Genomic DNA, 17652 nt, shown 5'->3' with positions numbered 1-17652 from the left:
CGCTCTCCATGATGCCGATACGCTATTACCCCGACCCGGGGTGGCACGCCCCATGCTTTGTTCCCGGCTCGACCACATGGAGTAAGAGTGAATGCCCGCACGCGCACGTTTTATGGAGCATTACCGCAAGGCCGACCGCATCATGCTGGCGTTGATCTGGCTGATGTTCGGGTTTTCGCTGGGCCTGGCGTTCTGGCACGACACCCTGCTGCAGGCAGTGGTCGTCGGGGGTGGCACCAGTGTGGTGCTGACCGCGCTGTACCGTGCCCTTGGCGGAACGCGCCTGATGCGTTGTTTGTTGGGTGCCGGGCTGATGGTGATGGCCGCGCTGCACATCAACCAGGCCCAGGGGGTGATCGAATCCCACTTCGGCATTTTCGCCCTGCTCGCGGTGCTGACGTTTTACCGCGATTGGCTGCCGATTCTGGTGGCCGCAGCGACCATCGCCGTGCACCACGTGGTGTTTCATGCCTTGCAGCATCAGGGTTTTCCGGTGTTTGTGATGGAACATCACGGCGGCTGGGCCATGGTGTTCGTGCACGCGTTTTATGTGGTGATGGAGACGATCGCCCTGCTCTACCTGGCCATTCACAGCCAGCGCGAAGCGGTCGAAAGCCAGGAAATGCTGGAGAAAATGCTCGCCGTGACGTCGCAATTCACCGCAGAGTCCGCCAAAGGTGAAGGCAAGGTGCATGTGCCTCTGGCCAAACGTTTCGATCATTTCCTTGAGCAACTGACTCACCTGATCGACGGCGTGGCCCGCGATTCCCACGGCCTGGGCCAGCTCGGCGACGAATTGGCCAGCGCCAGCGGCACCCTGGAAACCGGCGCGCGCCATCAACTGGCTGAAATCACCCAGATGACCGGCTCGATGCAACGGATGGAAGACGCCATGGGCCACATCACCTTGCACGTCGAACAGGCGGTGGAGCACGCGGACAAAGCCAGCCGGCAGATCGTGCGCGGCCAGGAAAGCGTTGGCCGCGCGCAGAACGAAATCACGCAGTTGGCCTCCCGCATCAACGGCACCAATGAGACGGTGCAAGGCCTGGCGATACAGGCCGAGCAAATCGGCTCGGTGCTGGAGGTGATCAACAGCATTGCCAACCAGACCAACCTGCTCGCGCTCAATGCCGCCATCGAAGCGGCGCGCGCCGGGGAACAAGGCCGGGGTTTTGCGGTAGTCGCCGATGAGGTGCGCAGCCTGGCCCAACGCACTGCCGTGTCCACTCAGGAAATCAAACAGATTATCGAAGGCTTGCAACACGGCAGCCGCCAGGCCGTGGAGGCCATGCATGACAGCCAGCAAGGCGTTGAGCGCTGCGTGCAAGACAGCCAAGTGGCCGTCGAGATGCTACAGGCGGTGGGGGCCGACATTGCGCACATCGATCAGCTCAACGGGCGAATTGTCAGCACCACCCGCGAGCAGTCCACGGCGAACCTGGAGATTGTCGGGCGCCTGCAATCGGTGCAGAGCATTGCGCAAAGCACCGCGGATGATGTGGAGACCCTGGCCCGCAGCAGCGAGCGCCTGCCGCCGATTGCGGTGCGCCTGGATGCGTTGGGGCGCAGGTTTCATCCCTGACGTCGTGCATGTTGTAGGGGCCAATGCGGGGGCGGAGAGTTTCCCGATGCAGACACCGGTCGAGCGTCGAAGCCGTTGCCTGGGACCGATCGCGGGCAAGACGCCCAGGCGCGTACCCAGCTCAAGTACCTCATCCATCATCTCGACACATAGACCGTGCACCAACGGTCGTCGATCAGTTCATCGGTGGTGCCGCCCACCAGCAGGCTAACCGGGTTGAAACAGGCGTTGCCTGGCCGTTTCAGCCAAATCCGTTCGCGTACGTTTTCGTCGGCATGGGCCTGATCACACCGGGGCTGAGTGCAGATGGCTTCAAGCGTCGCACCACCTGCGACCCGACTCAACTCATGGCCTGAGGCAACAACTTGCACGCCAGGAAGCCGCCTATGGCGTCTGCAGCTACAACGGTTACTCGCATGTGCATACCTCAAAAACAGGGGTGATGGGGTTGCACCGAGACTCCCGCAATACCTGTCGAACTGCAGGCGTTGAAAACGGTTGGCGTGCAACTTTTGGCACGCGCTGTTGTTTTGGCATGTCAATTCTTGCAATACTTATTGATAATGATTCGCATAATTACTATCAACAACGGACGTGCCATGCCCGCTTTCTCTACCCCGCTACGCGCTTTCACACCTTCTCGCGATCTCCTGGCCATGGCTATGTGCATGGCCACCCTGGCGCCCGCCTTTGCCGACGACAGCAGCGCTCCGCAGCCAGGCAGCCAGCCGACGACGCTGGAACTGGGCGCCACTGAAATCACCACCCACCAAATGCTGGGCAGCACCACCGAGGGCTCGAACTCCTACACCACGGGTTCGATGTCCACGGCAACCAAATTGCCGCTCACCCTGCGTGAAACGCCCCAAGCGGTCACCGTCGTAACGCGCCAGCGCATGGACGATCAGGCGATGACCAGCATCAACGACGTAGTCAAGGCCACACCCGGGCTGTTCCTGAACTTCTCCAGCGGCCCTGGCCGCCAGTCCTATACCTCGCGCGGCTTCGACATCGACAACCTGATGTATGACGGCATTCCAACCGGCTATAACGGCGTTACGGTTGGCGCGCAGCCGAACCTTGCGATGTTCGATCGCGTCGAAATCGTGCGTGGTGCGACCGGCCTGGTGACCGGCGCAGGCAACCCGTCAGCCGCCATCAACATGATCCGCAAGCGCCCGCTGGACGAACAGAAAGTCACCCTGACCGGCGCCGCCGGCAGCTGGGATGACTACCGTGGCGAGGTCGACGCCTCCAGCCCGCTCAACGACAGCGGTACCTGGCGCGGCCGTGTGGTCACGTCCTACCGCGACGCCAACAGTTTTATCGACAAAGCCGAGGAAGACCACGGCCTGTTCTACGCCGTCACCGAGGCCGACCTGAGCGAGGACACCACCCTCACCCTCGGTTTTTCGAATCAAAAGGACAAGACCAATTACTTTTGGGGCTCTTCAATGGTCGGCCAGGATGGCCATCACCTGAACCTGCCGCGCTCCTACAACCCCGGCACTTCATGGGAAAACAAGGATCAGGAAATCAACACGGTCTTCGCCGAATTGCGCCAGCGCCTGGCCAATGACTGGAGCCTGCAGGTCAACGCCAACTACGCCGCCCAGGACGCGTTGTTCTCCGGCTCCTATCAGTCGCGCTGGGTCAACAACACGCTGGCGCGCACGGTCTACCAGGCGTCCTACGACGAAAACCAGGCGGGCGTGGACGCTTTCGCGAGCGGCCCGTTCCAGGCGTTCGGGCGCACCCACGAGTTGGTAATCGGCGCCAGCAAGCGCATCTACGACATGACCACCCACAATTACAGCCCCTATGACCTGAACTGGCCGCTCAGTGCGGGCAAACCGAATTTCGTCCATACCAACAACCAGCGCGAGGTCACCACCCAGGACGGCGTCTACGTCACCACGCGCCTGAGCCTGGCCGACCCGCTGAAACTGATCCTCGGCGCGCGCCTGGACTGGTACGACTATGACAACCGCGACGGTGACGGCGACTACAAGGTCACCCGCAACCTCACTCGCTATGCCGGCCTGATCTACGAGCTCGATGACCATCATTCGGTGTACGTCAGTTACAGCGACATTTTCACCCCGCAAAGTGACAAAGGCACCTCGGGCACCCCGCTCAAACCCATCGTCGGTAAAAACTATGAGGTGGGCATCAAGGGCGAATACCTGGACGGGGCGCTGAACGCAAGCGTCGCACTCTTTCGTGTAGACCAGGAAAACCGGGCGGTCGCCGTGGTGGTGCCGAATTGCCCGCAGGCATCCTGTGCGGAAGCCTCCGGCGAGATTCGCAGCCAGGGCATCGACTTTGAGCTGCAGGGCGCGCTGACCGAAAACTGGCAGGTCGGCGGCGGCTACACCTACGCGCGCACCCACACGATCAAAGACGCCGCCAACCCGCAGAACGTCAACAAACAGTTCGACACCGACACACCGGAACACCTGTTCAAACTGACCACCCGCTACAACTTCCAGGGCCCGCTGGAAAAACTGCGCGTGGGCGGCAACGTCTCCTGGCAGAGCCGCATGTACAACGACCTCAAACTGGCGGACGGCAGCACCTATCGCCTGCAACAAGGTGGCTACGCCGTCACCGACTTGATGGCCGGCTACCGGGTCAGCAAACACCTGGACCTGCAGCTCAACGCCAACAACGTGTTTGACCGCCACTACTACCAGGCCATTTCGAACTCGGTGAGTTATGGCGGTGACTCGTACGGCGCGCCGCGCAACATGATGGTGACGGCCAAGTACACGTTCTAAAGGGTCTGCCGGGTTTGGCCAGTGAAACACCTTGATAGGCGGGACAATACCGAGCGCCACACCGGTTGATCTAACCCCTGTAACAAGGGCACTGTGGGCGTGGGTCATCCATGCCCGCAGTGGATGGCTTTATCGATAGCTGCACCCAATGAACAGTGTTTGCCAAAAGACTGAATAGAGCATGGAAGCAATGGAACACCCGTCGCCCGACAACACGCTAAAAAAGACAGCTGTAGCGCTGATGGTTATTTCAGCCTGTGTGGCGTGGGTCTTTTATATGGCCTGGTCCTCAAGAATTGCGATGCGAACCGCCATAATGCCGTCGCTTCCTGAACGCACAACCCCCTGGCAGTGGGCCTTGTGTTGGGGCTCATTTTCGCAGCCACGGTGATCTTCGGCAGCTCAGTGGGAAGAGACCTGAAAAAGATTGCCACGCAATTCGCGGTTGGCTTCGGCCTGGGGCTTCTGAGTTCCCTGCATATTTACGAGGTCTGCGTTTACCTCTTTCCAGGCGACACGGTCCAGTATGAAACGGACTATCAAATCGTGATCCCGGGACGGATCAGCGAAAATTCTCGCCGTTGTAAGGCCTGGTTGAAAATCAAGGACCCAAACACCCATCGCTGGATTGATATCTGCACCACCCCATCAGATCTTGATGCGCAACGAAAGCGCGGCATGAATGCCATATGGGTGAATGCATACACCAACACAGTAGGCTCCTATATCATTAATTATGCGTTCATCTATAAATAGCGGTTCATGAACGTTCAGACTTGAACCGCCCGTCATGACCACTGACCCCGCACGGAGCCACCATGGACATCGCCACCCTCGCCATTTTCCTGCCCGCCTGCTTCGCCCTGAACATGGCGCCCGGCCCGAACAACCTGCTGTCCGTGAGCAACTCCACCCGTTATGGCTATCGCACGTCCTGCCTGGCGGGTGTCGGCCGCCTTCTGGCATTTGCCGGGATGATCGCCCTCGCCTCCGCCGGCCTGGCGGTGGTGCTGCAAACCTCGGAGCTGTTGTTCTACGGGATCAAGATTCTGGGGGCGGCGTACCTGTTTTACTTGGCCTTTCAACTGTGGCGGGCAAACCCGCACGCGGAAGCTGAATCCAACACGAAGGAAGTGGGGCTGTGGGCCTTGGCGCGGCAGGAGTTCCTGGTGGCGGCAGGCAACCCGAAAGCCATCCTGATCTTCACCGCCTTCCTCCCGCAATTCGTGGTGCCCGGCCAACCCATCACGCCGCAATTCGCCCTGTTGGGCGCGCTGTTCCTGATCCTGGAGTGGGTCGCCATCAGCGCCTACGCCTACATGGGCCTGCACATGCGCCGCTGGTTTGCCGAGCCGCGTGGCAAACGGATCTTCAATCGCTGCTGCGCCGGGTTGCTGTCGGCAGCCGCGACGGTGTTGTTGCTGGCGCGCAGGGCTTGATATGAACGAAGGTTGGCAAAACGACGACTACCTTGTCCTCTTCACCCAGGATGAAAGCTTCGCGGCGATGAATGCCTACAGATTTGATCAGTACCTGCCGGGCTATACGCTGATTGGGCTAAGAGGCTGGGACGACTTCATCGTCATTAACCCTTCGGGCCTGGTTTTCACTGTGCCAACGCTGCCACTTGCTGCAGCGCACGCCGTGCCGTTTTCGCTTCCTCAACAGATTTCGCTGGAGCTTGACGAGCGCTTCACCGGAAAGATCAAGTGGTATCTGAAGCCGTTGGTCTTTGGTGGCGACCCGACAGATCAAACGAATATCGCGTGGGTCACTCATGAACAACACGCCGAGCTGGTTATCGGGTGGAACGAGCGGTACAGGAGCGCCTGAAAGCGTGCCGCTTGGTCATCGAGACAACCCACAACGCCGGCAGCAGCAACGCCAACACGACCCAGGGAATGGCGCTCGCCCCCCAGGTTTCCAGGAGAACGCCGCCGATGACTCCACTGCCTGCAAACGCCAGGTTAAAGACGGTGACCAGCATTGATTGCGCAATATCGGCGCCGTCACCGGCAGCATCAGCCAAGGCGGTTTGCAATAAGGTTGGCGCACCGCCGAAGCTCATCCCCCACACCACGATGCTGAGATAGATCGCACCGACGGGCAGGTCACTCAGCCCAAGGGCAAACGCAACCAGGGTGAATGCCGTCAGACTGAGCAACACCAGACCTCTAAGCCTGCCATCAATCAGCGTGCCGATCATCCATAGACCGACCAAGGCCGCAATTCCGAATGAAAGGAGGCCCCGATCAACCTGGTCGGCCAAGCCAACAGAAGCCAGGAACGCAGCAATGTAGGTATAGAGGGTGTAATGGGCCAGGATCCAGAGCATGACCACCGCCAGTACGGGCCGTACACCCGGGGCTTGCCAGACCTTGCGTAGCGGCAGGCGTCGGTCCAGGTCTTGGCCGGGATAATCTGGCACTTGCAGGTATACCCAGACCATCAGCAACAGGCTGAGCCCCGAGAGAGCTGCGAACACGCAACGCCACCCCAGTAGCTTGCCAAGCCAGGCACCCAGCGGCACGCCCATAGCAAGGGCCAAAGGAATACCGAGCATCGCCACCGCCATCGCGCGACCTTGCAATGGTGGAGTGACCATCCGTCTGGCGTAACCGGCCAACAGGCTCCAGGCCAGACCGGTTGCAATCCCCACCATGAAGCGAGTAGCCAGCGTCAATGCAAACCAGGGTGAGAGGGCTGTCACTGCATTACCGGTGCAAAACACTCCGACAGCCAGTAACAACACCAAGCGCCGTTGCCACGACTGCAACGCAATCGTCAATGGAATGGCCGCCAACCCTGAGCCCAGGGCACAGAGTGTCACCATCTGGCCGGCCCACGCTTGCGACACACCCAACGTCTCGGCGATTTGCGGTAAAAGTCCTGCTGGCAGCGTTTCGTTGGCGGTGGCGATGAAGCTACCCATTGTCAGCGCCAACAGAGCCGCCAGGGGGAGACGTCCGGCACTGAAGTGTTCGGTATTGCCCGATATTCTGATAGCGCCATTGTCAGCGTGCGATTTTCCGGTCATGACCTGTGCTCAAAGGAATGGGAGACAGGAGTGTGATGAGTTGCCGCCGTTTTGATAATTGGCCTACCATTTGATGAACTATCAAATTTGAATTGAATATGGCCACTGATCGATTGGGTGATATGCGGTTGTTCGTCGAGGCGGCAGCACTCGGCAGCTTGTCTGCCGCAGGACGAAAACTCGCGCTGTCGCCAGCCGCTGCCAGCGCGCGCCTTATCAAGCTTGAGGCGGCGCTGCGCACCAAATTGTTTGATCGCACCACGCGCCAGTTGCGCCTCACGGAAGAAGGCCGGTTTTATTTGCAACAGTGCTGGGTCGCATTGCGAGCGATCGATGAGGCGGAAGCAGGGCTTCAAGCCAGTCAAACAGGGGTGCGTGGCAAGGTGCGGATATCCGCGTCTGCCGATTTTGGTCGCAACCAGTTGAATGACTGGCTTGAAGCATTCAGTGCATTGCATCCGGAACTGTCAATCGCGCTGACGTTGTCGGATTCGGTGTCCAACCTGGTGCAGGACGATGTCGATCTGGCAATCCGGTTTGGGCAGCCACATGAAAGCTCGATGATCGCCAGGCAGTTGGCCCCTAACTGGCGAGTACTGTGCGCTTCGCCTGACTATCTGGCGCGATACGGTGAACCCCGGACCCCTGCTGACCTGGTTCACCACAGGTTCATCGTGCTGGTGACTGGTGCAGGGCCATTGAACACCTTTCACTTTGTGGTGGACGGTCAGGAATGGAACCACACCGTGCCCATGAGCCAGGCATGGGAAACCAATGATGGCGCACTCGCGCGCGCATGGGCATTGGCCGGGCATGGCATTGCGCGCAAGACCATTTGGGATGCGGCAGCCGATATCCGTGCCGGACGCCTGAAAGTCCTGTTGCCTGACTTTTGTGTTCGAGAGGCCGGCGTGTACGCGGTATTACATGGCAGTCGCTACCGGGTTCCGCGGGTGCGTGTACTGCTGGACTTCCTTATCGAGCACTTCGATCGCGCCAGCGACGAGCTGTTGCTGGATCTTCAAGTGCCTGATGCCAGGCGGACGTAACGCACGTCTTACCCCGGCGGATCAATCTGACTGGCTGCCAAAGTGTGCTCCCCGGGTCGATAACCACCCGCACAGCGTTCACCCCTGAACAACCCGATACGCACACCGCCGCGCCCCCAGCTGTATATGCTCCACCCGCTCGACCTTCGCCCGCAGCACCTGCTCGAACACCTGCAACTCGGCGCGGCAGAACCCCTGGCACGCCGTGGCGGCTGCGCAGATCGGGCAGTGGTTTTCCACCAGGATCAAGGCGCCGTCCGGCTGCTCGCTCCATTCGGCCATGTAGCCTTCACGGCTGCGCAGCGCGGCCAGGCGTTCTACTCGCCCTTTCAAATCAGGAATGCCGCCCATTTCGCGCTCGTACAACGCCTGGGTCTGACGTTCACGCACGTCGATCAGGCGGTCGATGGCTTCCTCGCCAAAGGTGTCGCGCACGGTCTGCAACAGCTGCATCGTCAATTCCGAATGGGTGTCCGGAAAACGCGCGTGGCCCGCCGCCGTGAGCTGCCACACCTGAGTCGGGCGCCCCACTCCGCGCACCTCGGAACTGGCATTTACCAGACCACTGGCGGCCAGTTTCACCAACTGCTGGCGCGCCGCTTCGCCGCTGGTGCCGAGGAACGCGCCCATGTCGCTGGCCAGTTGTGGTCCGCGCGTCTTGAGCAGATGCAATACACGGTCCGCCGCAGAAGATGCCGGATATTCCAAGTCATTTCTTGACAAAATAAAACGCCCCGCCGCAATATTCAAAGCAACTACTTGGCAAATTAACTCAAGCCTGATTTTCATGCAATTCGCCGTGCGCCACAGGGCGCAAGCATTACAAGGAAGCGTTGATGCACACCCAAGACAGCAGTTGGAGCGAATTGCTCCGTGGCAAGAACGGCGCCCGGTCGCTGGCCCTCTCAGGCGGCATTGCTTTGTATGCCACCAACACCTATATCGCCACGACCATCCTGCCGTCGGTCGTCGCGGAAATCGGCGGGCTGGCCCTGTATGCGTGGAGTACCACGCTGTACGTGGTGGCTTCGATCCTCGGTTCCGCGCTGACCTCACGGTTGTTGCAACGCACCAGCCCACGCCAGGCGTATGCCGTCGCGACGCTGATATTCATGGTCGGTGTGTTGATCTGCGCCGTGGCGCCGAGCATGCCGGTGATGCTGGTGGGGCGGTCCATCCAGGGCCTGGGTGGCGGCATGTTGCTCGCGTTGTGCTACTCGATGATTCAATTGGTGTTTGAAGAACGCCTGTGGCCGCGGGCCATGGCGTTGGTGTCGGGCATGTGGGGCGTGGCGACGCTGGTCGGCCCGGCCGTCGGTGGCGTGTTCGCCGAAATGGACGCCTGGCGCTTCGCCTTCGGCTCGATGGTGCCGGTAAGCCTGGCCTACATCGCCCTCACCAGCCGGGCACTGCCGCCACGGGACAGCACGACCGCCGCAAATACGCGGCTTCCGGTGATGCAATTGGTGTTGCTGGCCGCAGCGGTGCTGGCGGTGTGTGCAGGCAGTGTGTCGACGCTGCCGGGCTGGAATGTGCTGGGCATCGCGGCCTGCGCAGTGCTGGTGGCATTGCTGATTCGCAAGGAGTCCAGGGCCACGGTGCGCCTGCTGCCTCGGGATGCCTTGAAGTTCAGCACCCCGCTCTGCGCGTTGTACGCCACCACTTGCCTGCTGGTGATCGGCATGAGCAGCGAGATTTTCATGCCGTATTTCCTGCAGCACCTGCACGGTCAATCCCCTTTGATTGCCGGTTACATGGCGGCGCTGATGGCTGCCGGCTGGACGGTGTCGGAAATTCTCAGCTCCGGCTGGACCGGGCGGCGCGCCCATCATGCCATCCTCGCCGGGCCGCTGTTTATCGTGGCGGGCCTGGTGCTGTTGGCGGTCACCACACCGTCGGTCAGCCTTGGAGAATGGCAACGCCTGGCGCCCATTTGCCTCGGGCTGTTCATGGTCGGTTTCGGCATTGGCCTGGGCTGGCCGCACCTGCTGACGCGCATCCTGCAAGTGGCCTCGGCGCAGGACAAGGATACGGCCGCCTCCTCGATCACCACCGTGCAACTCTTCGCCATGGCCCTGGGCGCTGCGCTGGCGGGCGTGATCTCCAACATGGCGGGCATCAATGACGCAACCGGCAACCAAGGCGCCAGCCACGCGGCACTCTGGCTGTTTGCGCTGTTTACCCTGGCGCCGCTGCTGGCGTGGATGATGGCGTTGCGCGCAACACGTGCGACGACCAGCGCCGCTGAATTGACCACCCCTTAAGCGCGGTGTTACGCCGTCTGGTTGAACACCATCATCATCAAATCCGGCCGCCCTTCGACCAGAAAATGGGAAAACTCAAGGGTGATCGGCCCCAGCTGAGGATGGTTCAAGCGCTTGAGCCCGCCTGCGTACCCGGCCACGTCATTGCTGCGCCAGAAGGTATCGAAGTCGGGGCTGACGCCGGAAAGCTCTTGCACCAGTGCGTCAATCTCTTGCGATGGCCCAAGGCGCGCGGCGTCTGCGCGAAAGGCATTCACCACCAGGCGGGCCACGGCGTGCCAGTCGGCCTGCACGTCACGTACGCCAGGGTCGGTAAACAACAGCCGCAGAATGTTGCGCCGCTCGGGCGGCAGTTGCGCGTAATCCGTGAGTACCAGGGTGGCCGGGCGGTTCCAGGCGACAACGTCCCAGGCCGCCGTGCGCACAATGGCCGGCGTCGCGATACTGTCCAGCACCCGCTGCAGGCGCGGGGTGACTTCATCGCCGCCGGTTACACGTGTGTCCGGCGGATGACCGAACGCGAGTATCCATAAGTGTTCGCGCTCCGGCGCCGTCAGGCGCAGCCCTGTGGTAATGCGGTTCAGCACCTCCCGCGACGGCGCCCCGCCACGTCCCTGTTCAAGCCAGGTGTACCAGGTAGGGCTGATGTGGGCGAGTTGGGCGACTTCCTCACGGCGCAACCCGGCCGTTCGACGGCGCCCGGTCACGAAACCGAAAGAAACAGGGTCGAGCCGCAAGCGGCATGCCCGCAGGAAATCACCCAAAGGGTTATCGGAAAGAGTGGTCATCGCTAGCCTGTTGGAATCTATACCCTGATAAAGCCACTACTTTTATAGCAGTGCGCCCGACCTGATGCTGCCTTCTGAATTTACTGCAGGAGTGCTGACATGCGTATCTTTGTTACCGGAGCAAACGGCTTTATTGGTTCACGCGTGGTGGCGGACCTGCTTGCCAACGGGCATCAGGTTACAGGCCTGGTCCGTTCAGACGCCAGCGCCCAGGCATTGGAGGCCAAAGGTGCAACCGCCCAACGCGGGACCCTGGAACACCCGCAAGGCTGGGTGAACGCTCTCGAACGGTGCGATGGCGTGATTCACACCGCCTTCGATCATGATTTCAACCATTTCGTCGCCAACTGCGAAAAGGATCGCCGGGTGATCAGTGCCATGGGCGCGGTCCTGCAAGGCAGCCCGCGCCCTTTGATCATCACCTCCGGGACCGGCATGGGCCACCACGGCGGTGATGACCTGGCGCGGGAAGCGATCTTCAATCCAGCGCACCCCAACCCCCGTGTGGCCTCGGAACTGGAAGGTAATCGCCAGCTGGAGGCCGGCATCGATGTGCGCGTAGTGCGCCTGCCCCAGGTTCACGACACCGTACGCCAGGGGCTGATCACCTATTTGATTGCACTGGCCCGGGAAAAAGGCGTGGCGGCTTACCTCAACGAGGGTGCGAATTGCTTCTCGGCGGCCCATATCAAGGATGTCGCGCAGTTGTATGTGAGGGTGCTGGAGCACGGTGAGCGCGGCGCGCGCTATCACGCCGTTGCGGAGGAAGGCGTCAGTTCACGCCGCATTGCCGAGGTGGTGGCTCAAGGCCTTGGCATTTCCACAGCCTCGATCAAGCCCGAAGAATCGGCGGCCCACTTCGGCTGGTTTGCCCTGTTTGCCGGTGTGGACATGCGCGCCAGCAGCGAATGGACGCGCCATCAGTTGAACTGGCAACCCAACGGGCCGAGTTTGCTGGATGACTTGCGCACGATGGATTACTCGAGCGGGGGGCCACAGGGGTGATATAACAACGCTCCGCCACCGGGCGCCCAGGGCGCCCGAATCCAGGAGAACGTTGATGACCCCGCACGAACTCGCCGATTTCTACCGAGGCTATATCGACTGCCTGAACCGGCAGGCCTGGGATAACCTCGGCCTCTACGTCCACCCTGACGTGACCTACAACGCCGAATCCGTCGGGCTCGCGGGTTATCGGGCCATGCTCGAACGCGACTTCCGTGAAATCCCCGACCTGGTGTTTCGCATCCAGTTGCTGGTTGCCGACCCGCCCACCGTGGCCAGCCGTTTGAATTTCCGGGTCAGCCCGCGCGGTGAGTTTTTCGGCCTGCCGATCAACGGCAAGACCGTTACCTTTGATGAAAACGTATTCTACGAACTCGTCGACGGAAAATTCGCCCACGTCTGGTCAGTGATCGACAAGGCGGCGATCGAACAACAGCTTTAGCGCAGGGAGCCGCTTGTGGAGAATCCGCTTTTCACGTTTACCACCCAACCCTACCCGCCCCGCCAACGCTTCGAAGTGTGGCGCGAGGAAGTGAACGCGATCTTCGACATCACCATCAGCGAGCCGGAATCATCGGCGTTCAATTACCGTTTGGCCACCGGCTACCTGGGTTCGCTGTTGATGGGCAGCGGCGCCTGGGACGGTGCAGGCGAGCCAGTGCCCTATCGGGTCAAGCGTTCCACCCAGATGATTCGCCGCGACAGCCTGGACCACTATTACCTGTGCCTCGGCCTCTCCCACAGCATCAATGGCTCGGCAGGCCGCAGGGCGCTTGCCGCCGGCAATTCGCAGATTTACATCCTCGATCTCGCCCGTGAACTCGATTGCCTGATCACCGCCGGCGACACCGTGATCCTGACCATTCCCCGTGATCTGCTGGCGCCCAGCCTGAGCTACAAAGACGTGCATGGTCATGTGCTGCAAGGTGGCTTGAGCGAGTTGCTGGCCGACCATATGCGCGCATTGCAACATCGGTTGCCGAAGCTGACCCCGGACGAAATCCCCCACGCCCAACAGGCGACGCTGGCAATGGTGTCGGCGGCCCTGGCGCCGTCGGTGGCCAACCTGCAAAGCGCCGCGCCGGAGATCGACCACACGCTGTTCAACCGCGCGCGACAGTTGATCGAGCAGCATGTGCGCAACCCGGAGTTATCGCCGGTGTTCCTGTGCAAACACCTGGGCATTTCACGGGCGCAGCTCTATCGACTGTTCAGCCACGAGGCGGGCGTGTCGGCGTATATCCAGCAGCGGCGATTGAACCGCGCACGAATCATCATCCAGAGTGACCAGGGCGCGCGGCATCGCGTGTCGGGGCTGGCGTTTCAGTTCGGGTTCAAGAGCGATGCGCACTTCAGTCGCACGTTCAAGCAGGCGTTTGGCTACTCGCCACGGGAGGCTCGCGAGGTGAGCACCACCCACTTGCCGGGGCGTGTGAGTCGGCATACCGGCTTTTCGTTGCGTAATATTTTGGGGCAAATGAAACCGGTGTGAGACACCCGGGCAAGGAATTGAGACGCTGGGGCAGGAAGATTTTTTCTGCGTTTTTTTCGCCGTTTTATGATGGATGTCAGTTTTTGAGCCCTGACTAAACGGAGAAAATCATGGCCCGTCGTACCCTGACCGCAACCCTCGCCACCGCCCTTTTACTCACCGGTTGCGCCAATGGCGTCAACGGCCTGAGCAGTTTGAACAACCTGTCATTGCCGGGCATTCAAGGTAAGCCCGGGCCGGACATTTCGCTGTTCGACACCACCTATGTGCGCACCCACATCATTTCCGGCAAGACCACGTCGCAACAGCTCAAGGCAATGTACGGCGAGCCGCAGGACCAGACGATTTCGTCCGACGGCATCGAAACCTGGAGCTATACGCCCTCCACCACGCAGAACGCCTCCATGCGCCACCTGTTGGGTTTGGTGTCCAACCGTATTCCCGGCAACACCTACGATAACGCGATCGATACCCGGCGCACCGCCATCGACAACATTGCGCCGCAACAACAGAACCGGCACTTGAATATCCACCTCAACAATGGCGTGGTCAGGGATTACACCATCCTGTAAAGGCACCGCCCGGCAGCTGCGCCGGGCTTACTCCGGCACTCATCTAGACTTCACGTACCCCAACCCCGTGGAGACCCGAGATGACCAGCAAAAACACCCTGTGCCTCTGGTACAACGGCACCGCCCTGGACGCCGCCAACTTCTACGCCGAGACCTTTCCCGACAGCGCCGTAAAGGCCGTTCACCATGCGCCGGGCGACTTTCCTGCCGGCAAGCAGGGCGACGTGCTGACGGTTGAATTTACCGTGCTGGGTATTCCCTGTGTGGGACTGAACGGCGGCCCCGCGTTCACACACTCCGAGGCATTTTCCTTTCAGGTGGCAACCGACGATCAGGCCGAAACCGACCGCTACTGGAACGCGATCATCGACAACGGCGGCCAGGCCAGTGTCTGCGGCTGGTGCAAGGACCGCTGGGGGCTGTCCTGGCAGATCAGTCCGCGGGTATTGACCGACGCCGTGACCCACCCCGACCCGGCGATTGCCAAGCGTGCATTCGACGCCATGATGACCATGGGCAAAATCGACATCGCCGCCATCGAAGCCGCCGTGGCCGGGCGCTGAACGCTGGATTGACGCGGGCAGCCGGCTTGCCTGCGAAGACGCCGGCACGGCCAACAAAAATGCCGCCTGCCCCACCGCCTTCGCAGCCTCGCTAAAGCTCGACAGCTCCCAGAGGGCACCGCGTCCATCCATTGAAATGCGGTCAAATGTGGGAGCTGGCTTGCCTGCGATAGCGCCGGTACTGCCAACAAACATGCCGCCTGCCTCACCACCATCGCAGCCTCATGAATGCTCCCCCGGCTCCCACACAATCCCGTGTTCTGTCATCCTTGCCGCCCCGAGTTTTTGAACGCGAGCTGTCAGCCCATGAACCAAGGCGTCAAACTTGAACCGCGCACTGTCCCGGCCCCGCACTCGATCAGCCCCGAGGCCCAGGCCACGTTGAACCGCCTGGTCAACATCGAGGGCGTGCCTTACAACGCAGTGCACGCCATGCCCGCCAGCGAGGACCACGACGGCTGGCGTCGCCTGCAAGCGGCTGTCGACCAAAATTATGCCCAGGCCAACGCCGGGCAAGCGGCCCTGCTGCGCGCCAGCCTGCAGACCCTCAATGTGGAGGGCGCCACCGTGCACGTGGCCACGCCGCCGGAAGGCTCGGACTTTGCCTACATCGACCTGCACGGCGGCGCGCTGGTGTTTGGCGGCGGCGAAAACTGCCGGATTGCCGCCGGCAAACAGGCCGACCTGCACGACGCAATTACCTACGGCGTGGATTACCGCATGCCACCCGACCACCCTTACCCCGCCGCCCTGGATGACTGCCTGGCCGTCTACCGCCATCTACTCAAACATCACGCTCCGCAAAAAATAGCCATCGGCGGGCGTTCGGCAGGCGGCAACCTGGCCGCCGCAATGCTCCTGCGCGCCCGCGACGAAGGCTTGCCGCTGCCGGCAGCGCTGGTGCTGTTGTCGCCGGAAATTGACCTCACCGAATCAGGCGACAGCTTCCACGTCAATCGCACCGTTGATGTGGTGCTGCCCAACCCTTTGATGAGCGTCAACTTGCTGTATGCGGCGGGCGCGGACTTGTCCCATCCCTACCTGTCGCCATTGTTCGGCGATCTGGCGGGCTTCCCGCCGACCTTCCTGCAAAGCGGCACGCGGGATCTGTTTCTCTCCAACACCGTGCGCATGCACCGCGCCTTGCGCCAGGCAAAAGTGCCGGCGCAATTGCATGTATTCGAAGCCATGCCCCACGGCGGCTTCATGGGCGCACCGGAAGACGCCGAGCTGCTCGCCGAAGTGGCGGACTTTGTACGCGAGCACCTGAAACGGGGTTGACACATTAAGTCACATCCCCTGAAGATGGAGCCCTTCTTCAGGGTGTGACAACTCATGTCTTCCACGTCGCTCGCTCAACTTTCCGTCTTTGGCTTGATTGCCAAGGCGCAAGGCTGCGCAGCGCACGCCCTCAAATCGAAGAAACAGTCGCTCATGTGACCGGGGCGCGCTGTCCCGTCAGATGAGCTGACAGGACATTGAGCGCGAAGGCCCCCTCTCCCTTGCACAATTCCCTCTGCCCTTCTGACGGTGACTCAATCGGTCAACCATCAGGAGAAAGTGCATGTCCGCGTTTCAAGGTATCTGGGTTCCCGTGGTCACACCGTTTCACGACGGTGCCATCGACTTTATCGGCCTGCGCCGACTGGTCAGCCACCTGCTGGAAAAGCACGTGGCCGGGATCATGGTCTGCACCACCACCGGCGAAGCCGCCGCATTGAGCCGTCACGAACAGCTCGCCGTACTCGATGCCGTGCTGCAATTGGTGCCTGCACACCGCGTGGTGATGGGGCTGTCGGGCAACAACCAGATTGAGCTGCTGCAGTTCCAGCGTGAAATCCTCAAGCGCCCGGTAGCGGGTCTCCTGGTACCGGCACCGAGTTACATCCGCCCCTCCCAGGCCGGGCTTGAAGCGTTCTTTTGCAGCGTGGCCGACGCGTCCAGCGTGCCGATCATTCTGTATGACATTCCCTACCGCACTGGCGTGACGTTCGAACAGACCACGTTGCTGAATATTGTCGCCCATGAGCGAATCCAGGCGATCAAGGACTGCGGCGGCAACCTCGCCACGACCCTGGCGCTGATCGCCAGCGGCCAGGTGGACGTGCTGTGTGGCGAAGACATTCAGATCTTCAACGCGCTGTGCCTGGGCGCCACGGGTGCCATTGCTGCGTCGGCACACGTGCACACCGAACAGTTTGTGGCGCTGTACCAGCAAGTCAGGGACAACCAGTTGGCCGACGCCAGGGCCACGTTTTTTCAACTGCTGCCGCTGATTCATGCCATGTTCATGGAGCCCAACCCGGCGCCGGTGAAAGCCGCACTGGCGTTGGACGGCTTGATCGGCAGCGAACTTCGCGCGCCGATGCAGGCTGCCGGCGCCCGGGTCACCGCGCATTTGCACACGCTGCTGGGCCAGCGCGCATAAGCACCCATGCTCCAAAAAAAGACATCCAACGGACCGCCCGGTTGCGACCGGCGCGATCCCGGCCTATGTTCCAAGCCATGCTTTGCATT

Annotated in this window: 18 protein-coding genes; 14 read left to right on the top strand and 4 right to left on the bottom strand. The window is 61.2% G+C overall.

Going from position 1 to position 17652, the window contains the following annotated elements; genetic code table 11:
- The first annotated feature begins 91 nt into the window (after nucleotides 1-91).
- Complete coding sequence (locus tag ATI14_RS31870) at nucleotides 92-1585, top strand: methyl-accepting chemotaxis protein (protein WP_016971802.1); 1494 nt, start codon at nucleotides 92-94, stop codon at nucleotides 1583-1585.
- Nucleotides 1586-1722: 137 nt separating this feature from the next.
- Here ATI14_RS31870 and ATI14_RS31225 read toward each other — a convergent pair whose 3' ends face one another.
- Complete coding sequence (locus ATI14_RS31225) at nucleotides 1723-1956, bottom strand: hypothetical protein (RefSeq protein WP_130886727.1); 234 nt, start codon at nucleotides 1954-1956, stop codon at nucleotides 1723-1725.
- Between the two features lie 297 nt (nucleotides 1957-2253).
- On the opposite strand from ATI14_RS31225, the gene ATI14_RS22055 reads away from it, so the two are divergent.
- From ATI14_RS22055 to ATI14_RS22040, 4 genes are all read left to right on the top strand, one after another.
- On the top strand, nucleotides 2254-4365 hold the full coding sequence (locus tag ATI14_RS22055; RefSeq protein ID WP_016971803.1) for a TonB-dependent siderophore receptor: 2112 nt from the start codon (nucleotides 2254-2256) through the stop codon (nucleotides 4363-4365).
- Between the two features lie 360 nt (nucleotides 4366-4725).
- A complete protein-coding gene (locus ATI14_RS22050) occupies nucleotides 4726-5121 on the top strand; it encodes a hypothetical protein (RefSeq protein WP_016971804.1) in 396 nt (131 codons plus the stop codon).
- Nucleotides 5122-5183: 62 nt separating this feature from the next.
- Nucleotides 5184-5804, top strand: coding sequence for a LysE family translocator (locus ATI14_RS22045; protein WP_016971805.1), 621 nt, complete (start codon nucleotides 5184-5186; stop codon nucleotides 5802-5804).
- Nucleotide 5805: 1 nt separating this feature from the next.
- Nucleotides 5806-6198: a hypothetical protein gene (locus ATI14_RS22040; RefSeq protein WP_016971806.1), complete on the top strand. Its 393-nt coding sequence runs from the start codon at nucleotides 5806-5808 to the stop codon at nucleotides 6196-6198.
- On the opposite strand, the gene ATI14_RS22035 is transcribed toward ATI14_RS22040, so the two are convergent.
- Nucleotides 6164-7402 carry an MFS transporter gene (locus ATI14_RS22035; RefSeq protein WP_080520562.1) on the bottom strand — a complete coding sequence of 413 codons (1239 nt, stop codon included), beginning with the start codon at nucleotides 7400-7402 and terminating at the stop codon, nucleotides 6164-6166. The genes ATI14_RS22040 and ATI14_RS22035 overlap by 35 nt on opposite strands.
- Before the next feature lie 98 nt (nucleotides 7403-7500).
- Between ATI14_RS22035 and ATI14_RS22030 the strand changes: the two genes are divergently transcribed.
- On the top strand, nucleotides 7501-8451 hold the full coding sequence (locus ATI14_RS22030; RefSeq protein ID WP_016971808.1) for a LysR family transcriptional regulator: 951 nt from the start codon (nucleotides 7501-7503) through the stop codon (nucleotides 8449-8451).
- 78 nt (nucleotides 8452-8529) lie between these two features.
- On the opposite strand, the gene ATI14_RS22025 is transcribed toward ATI14_RS22030, so the two are convergent.
- Nucleotides 8530-9159: a helix-turn-helix transcriptional regulator gene (locus tag ATI14_RS22025; RefSeq protein WP_016971809.1), complete on the bottom strand. Its 630-nt coding sequence runs from the start codon at nucleotides 9157-9159 to the stop codon at nucleotides 8530-8532.
- A 128-nt stretch (nucleotides 9160-9287) separates the two neighbouring features.
- Here ATI14_RS22025 and ATI14_RS22020 point away from each other — a divergent pair, with 128 nt between their 5' ends.
- A complete protein-coding gene (locus tag ATI14_RS22020) occupies nucleotides 9288-10715 on the top strand; it encodes an MFS transporter (protein WP_016971810.1) in 1428 nt (475 codons plus the stop codon).
- An 8-nt stretch (nucleotides 10716-10723) separates the two neighbouring features.
- On the opposite strand, the gene ATI14_RS22015 is transcribed toward ATI14_RS22020, so the two are convergent.
- The gene (locus tag ATI14_RS22015) at nucleotides 10724-11503 is read right to left on the bottom strand and encodes a helix-turn-helix transcriptional regulator (protein ID WP_016971811.1); all 780 of its coding nucleotides are present in this window, start codon (nucleotides 11501-11503) and stop codon (nucleotides 10724-10726) included.
- A 99-nt stretch (nucleotides 11504-11602) separates the two neighbouring features.
- On the opposite strand from ATI14_RS22015, the gene ATI14_RS22010 reads away from it, so the two are divergent.
- The 7 genes from ATI14_RS22010 to dapA all read left to right on the top strand — a co-directional run bounded on the left by ATI14_RS22010 (nucleotide 11603) and on the right by dapA (nucleotide 17563).
- Complete coding sequence (locus tag ATI14_RS22010; RefSeq protein ID WP_016971812.1) at nucleotides 11603-12508, top strand: SDR family oxidoreductase; 906 nt, start codon at nucleotides 11603-11605, stop codon at nucleotides 12506-12508.
- A gap of 55 nt (nucleotides 12509-12563) precedes the next feature.
- Complete coding sequence (locus ATI14_RS22005; protein ID WP_016971813.1) at nucleotides 12564-12950, top strand: ester cyclase; 387 nt, start codon at nucleotides 12564-12566, stop codon at nucleotides 12948-12950.
- A gap of 15 nt (nucleotides 12951-12965) precedes the next feature.
- On the top strand, nucleotides 12966-14000 hold the full coding sequence (locus ATI14_RS22000) for a helix-turn-helix domain-containing protein (RefSeq protein ID WP_080520561.1): 1035 nt from the start codon (nucleotides 12966-12968) through the stop codon (nucleotides 13998-14000).
- A 110-nt stretch (nucleotides 14001-14110) separates the two neighbouring features.
- Nucleotides 14111-14572: a hypothetical protein gene (locus ATI14_RS21995; RefSeq protein ID WP_016970160.1), complete on the top strand. Its 462-nt coding sequence runs from the start codon at nucleotides 14111-14113 to the stop codon at nucleotides 14570-14572.
- 80 nt (nucleotides 14573-14652) lie between these two features.
- Nucleotides 14653-15135 (top strand): VOC family protein, encoded by a 483-nt coding sequence (locus tag ATI14_RS21990; RefSeq protein ID WP_016970161.1) that lies wholly within the window; start codon nucleotides 14653-14655, stop codon nucleotides 15133-15135.
- 306 nt (nucleotides 15136-15441) lie between these two features.
- Nucleotides 15442-16416 carry an alpha/beta hydrolase gene (locus ATI14_RS21985; protein ID WP_080520560.1) on the top strand — a complete coding sequence of 325 codons (975 nt, stop codon included), beginning with the start codon at nucleotides 15442-15444 and terminating at the stop codon, nucleotides 16414-16416.
- 283 nt (nucleotides 16417-16699) lie between these two features.
- A complete protein-coding gene (dapA, locus tag ATI14_RS21980) occupies nucleotides 16700-17563 on the top strand; it encodes a 4-hydroxy-tetrahydrodipicolinate synthase (RefSeq protein WP_016970163.1) in 864 nt (287 codons plus the stop codon).
- The last annotated feature ends 89 nt before the right edge of the window (nucleotides 17564-17652 follow it).

Source organism: Pseudomonas tolaasii NCPPB 2192 (assembly GCF_002813445.1).
GTDB classification, from domain to species: domain Bacteria; phylum Pseudomonadota; class Gammaproteobacteria; order Pseudomonadales; family Pseudomonadaceae; genus Aquipseudomonas; species Aquipseudomonas tolaasii.
This window is presented reverse-complemented; position numbering and strand designations above follow the sequence as displayed.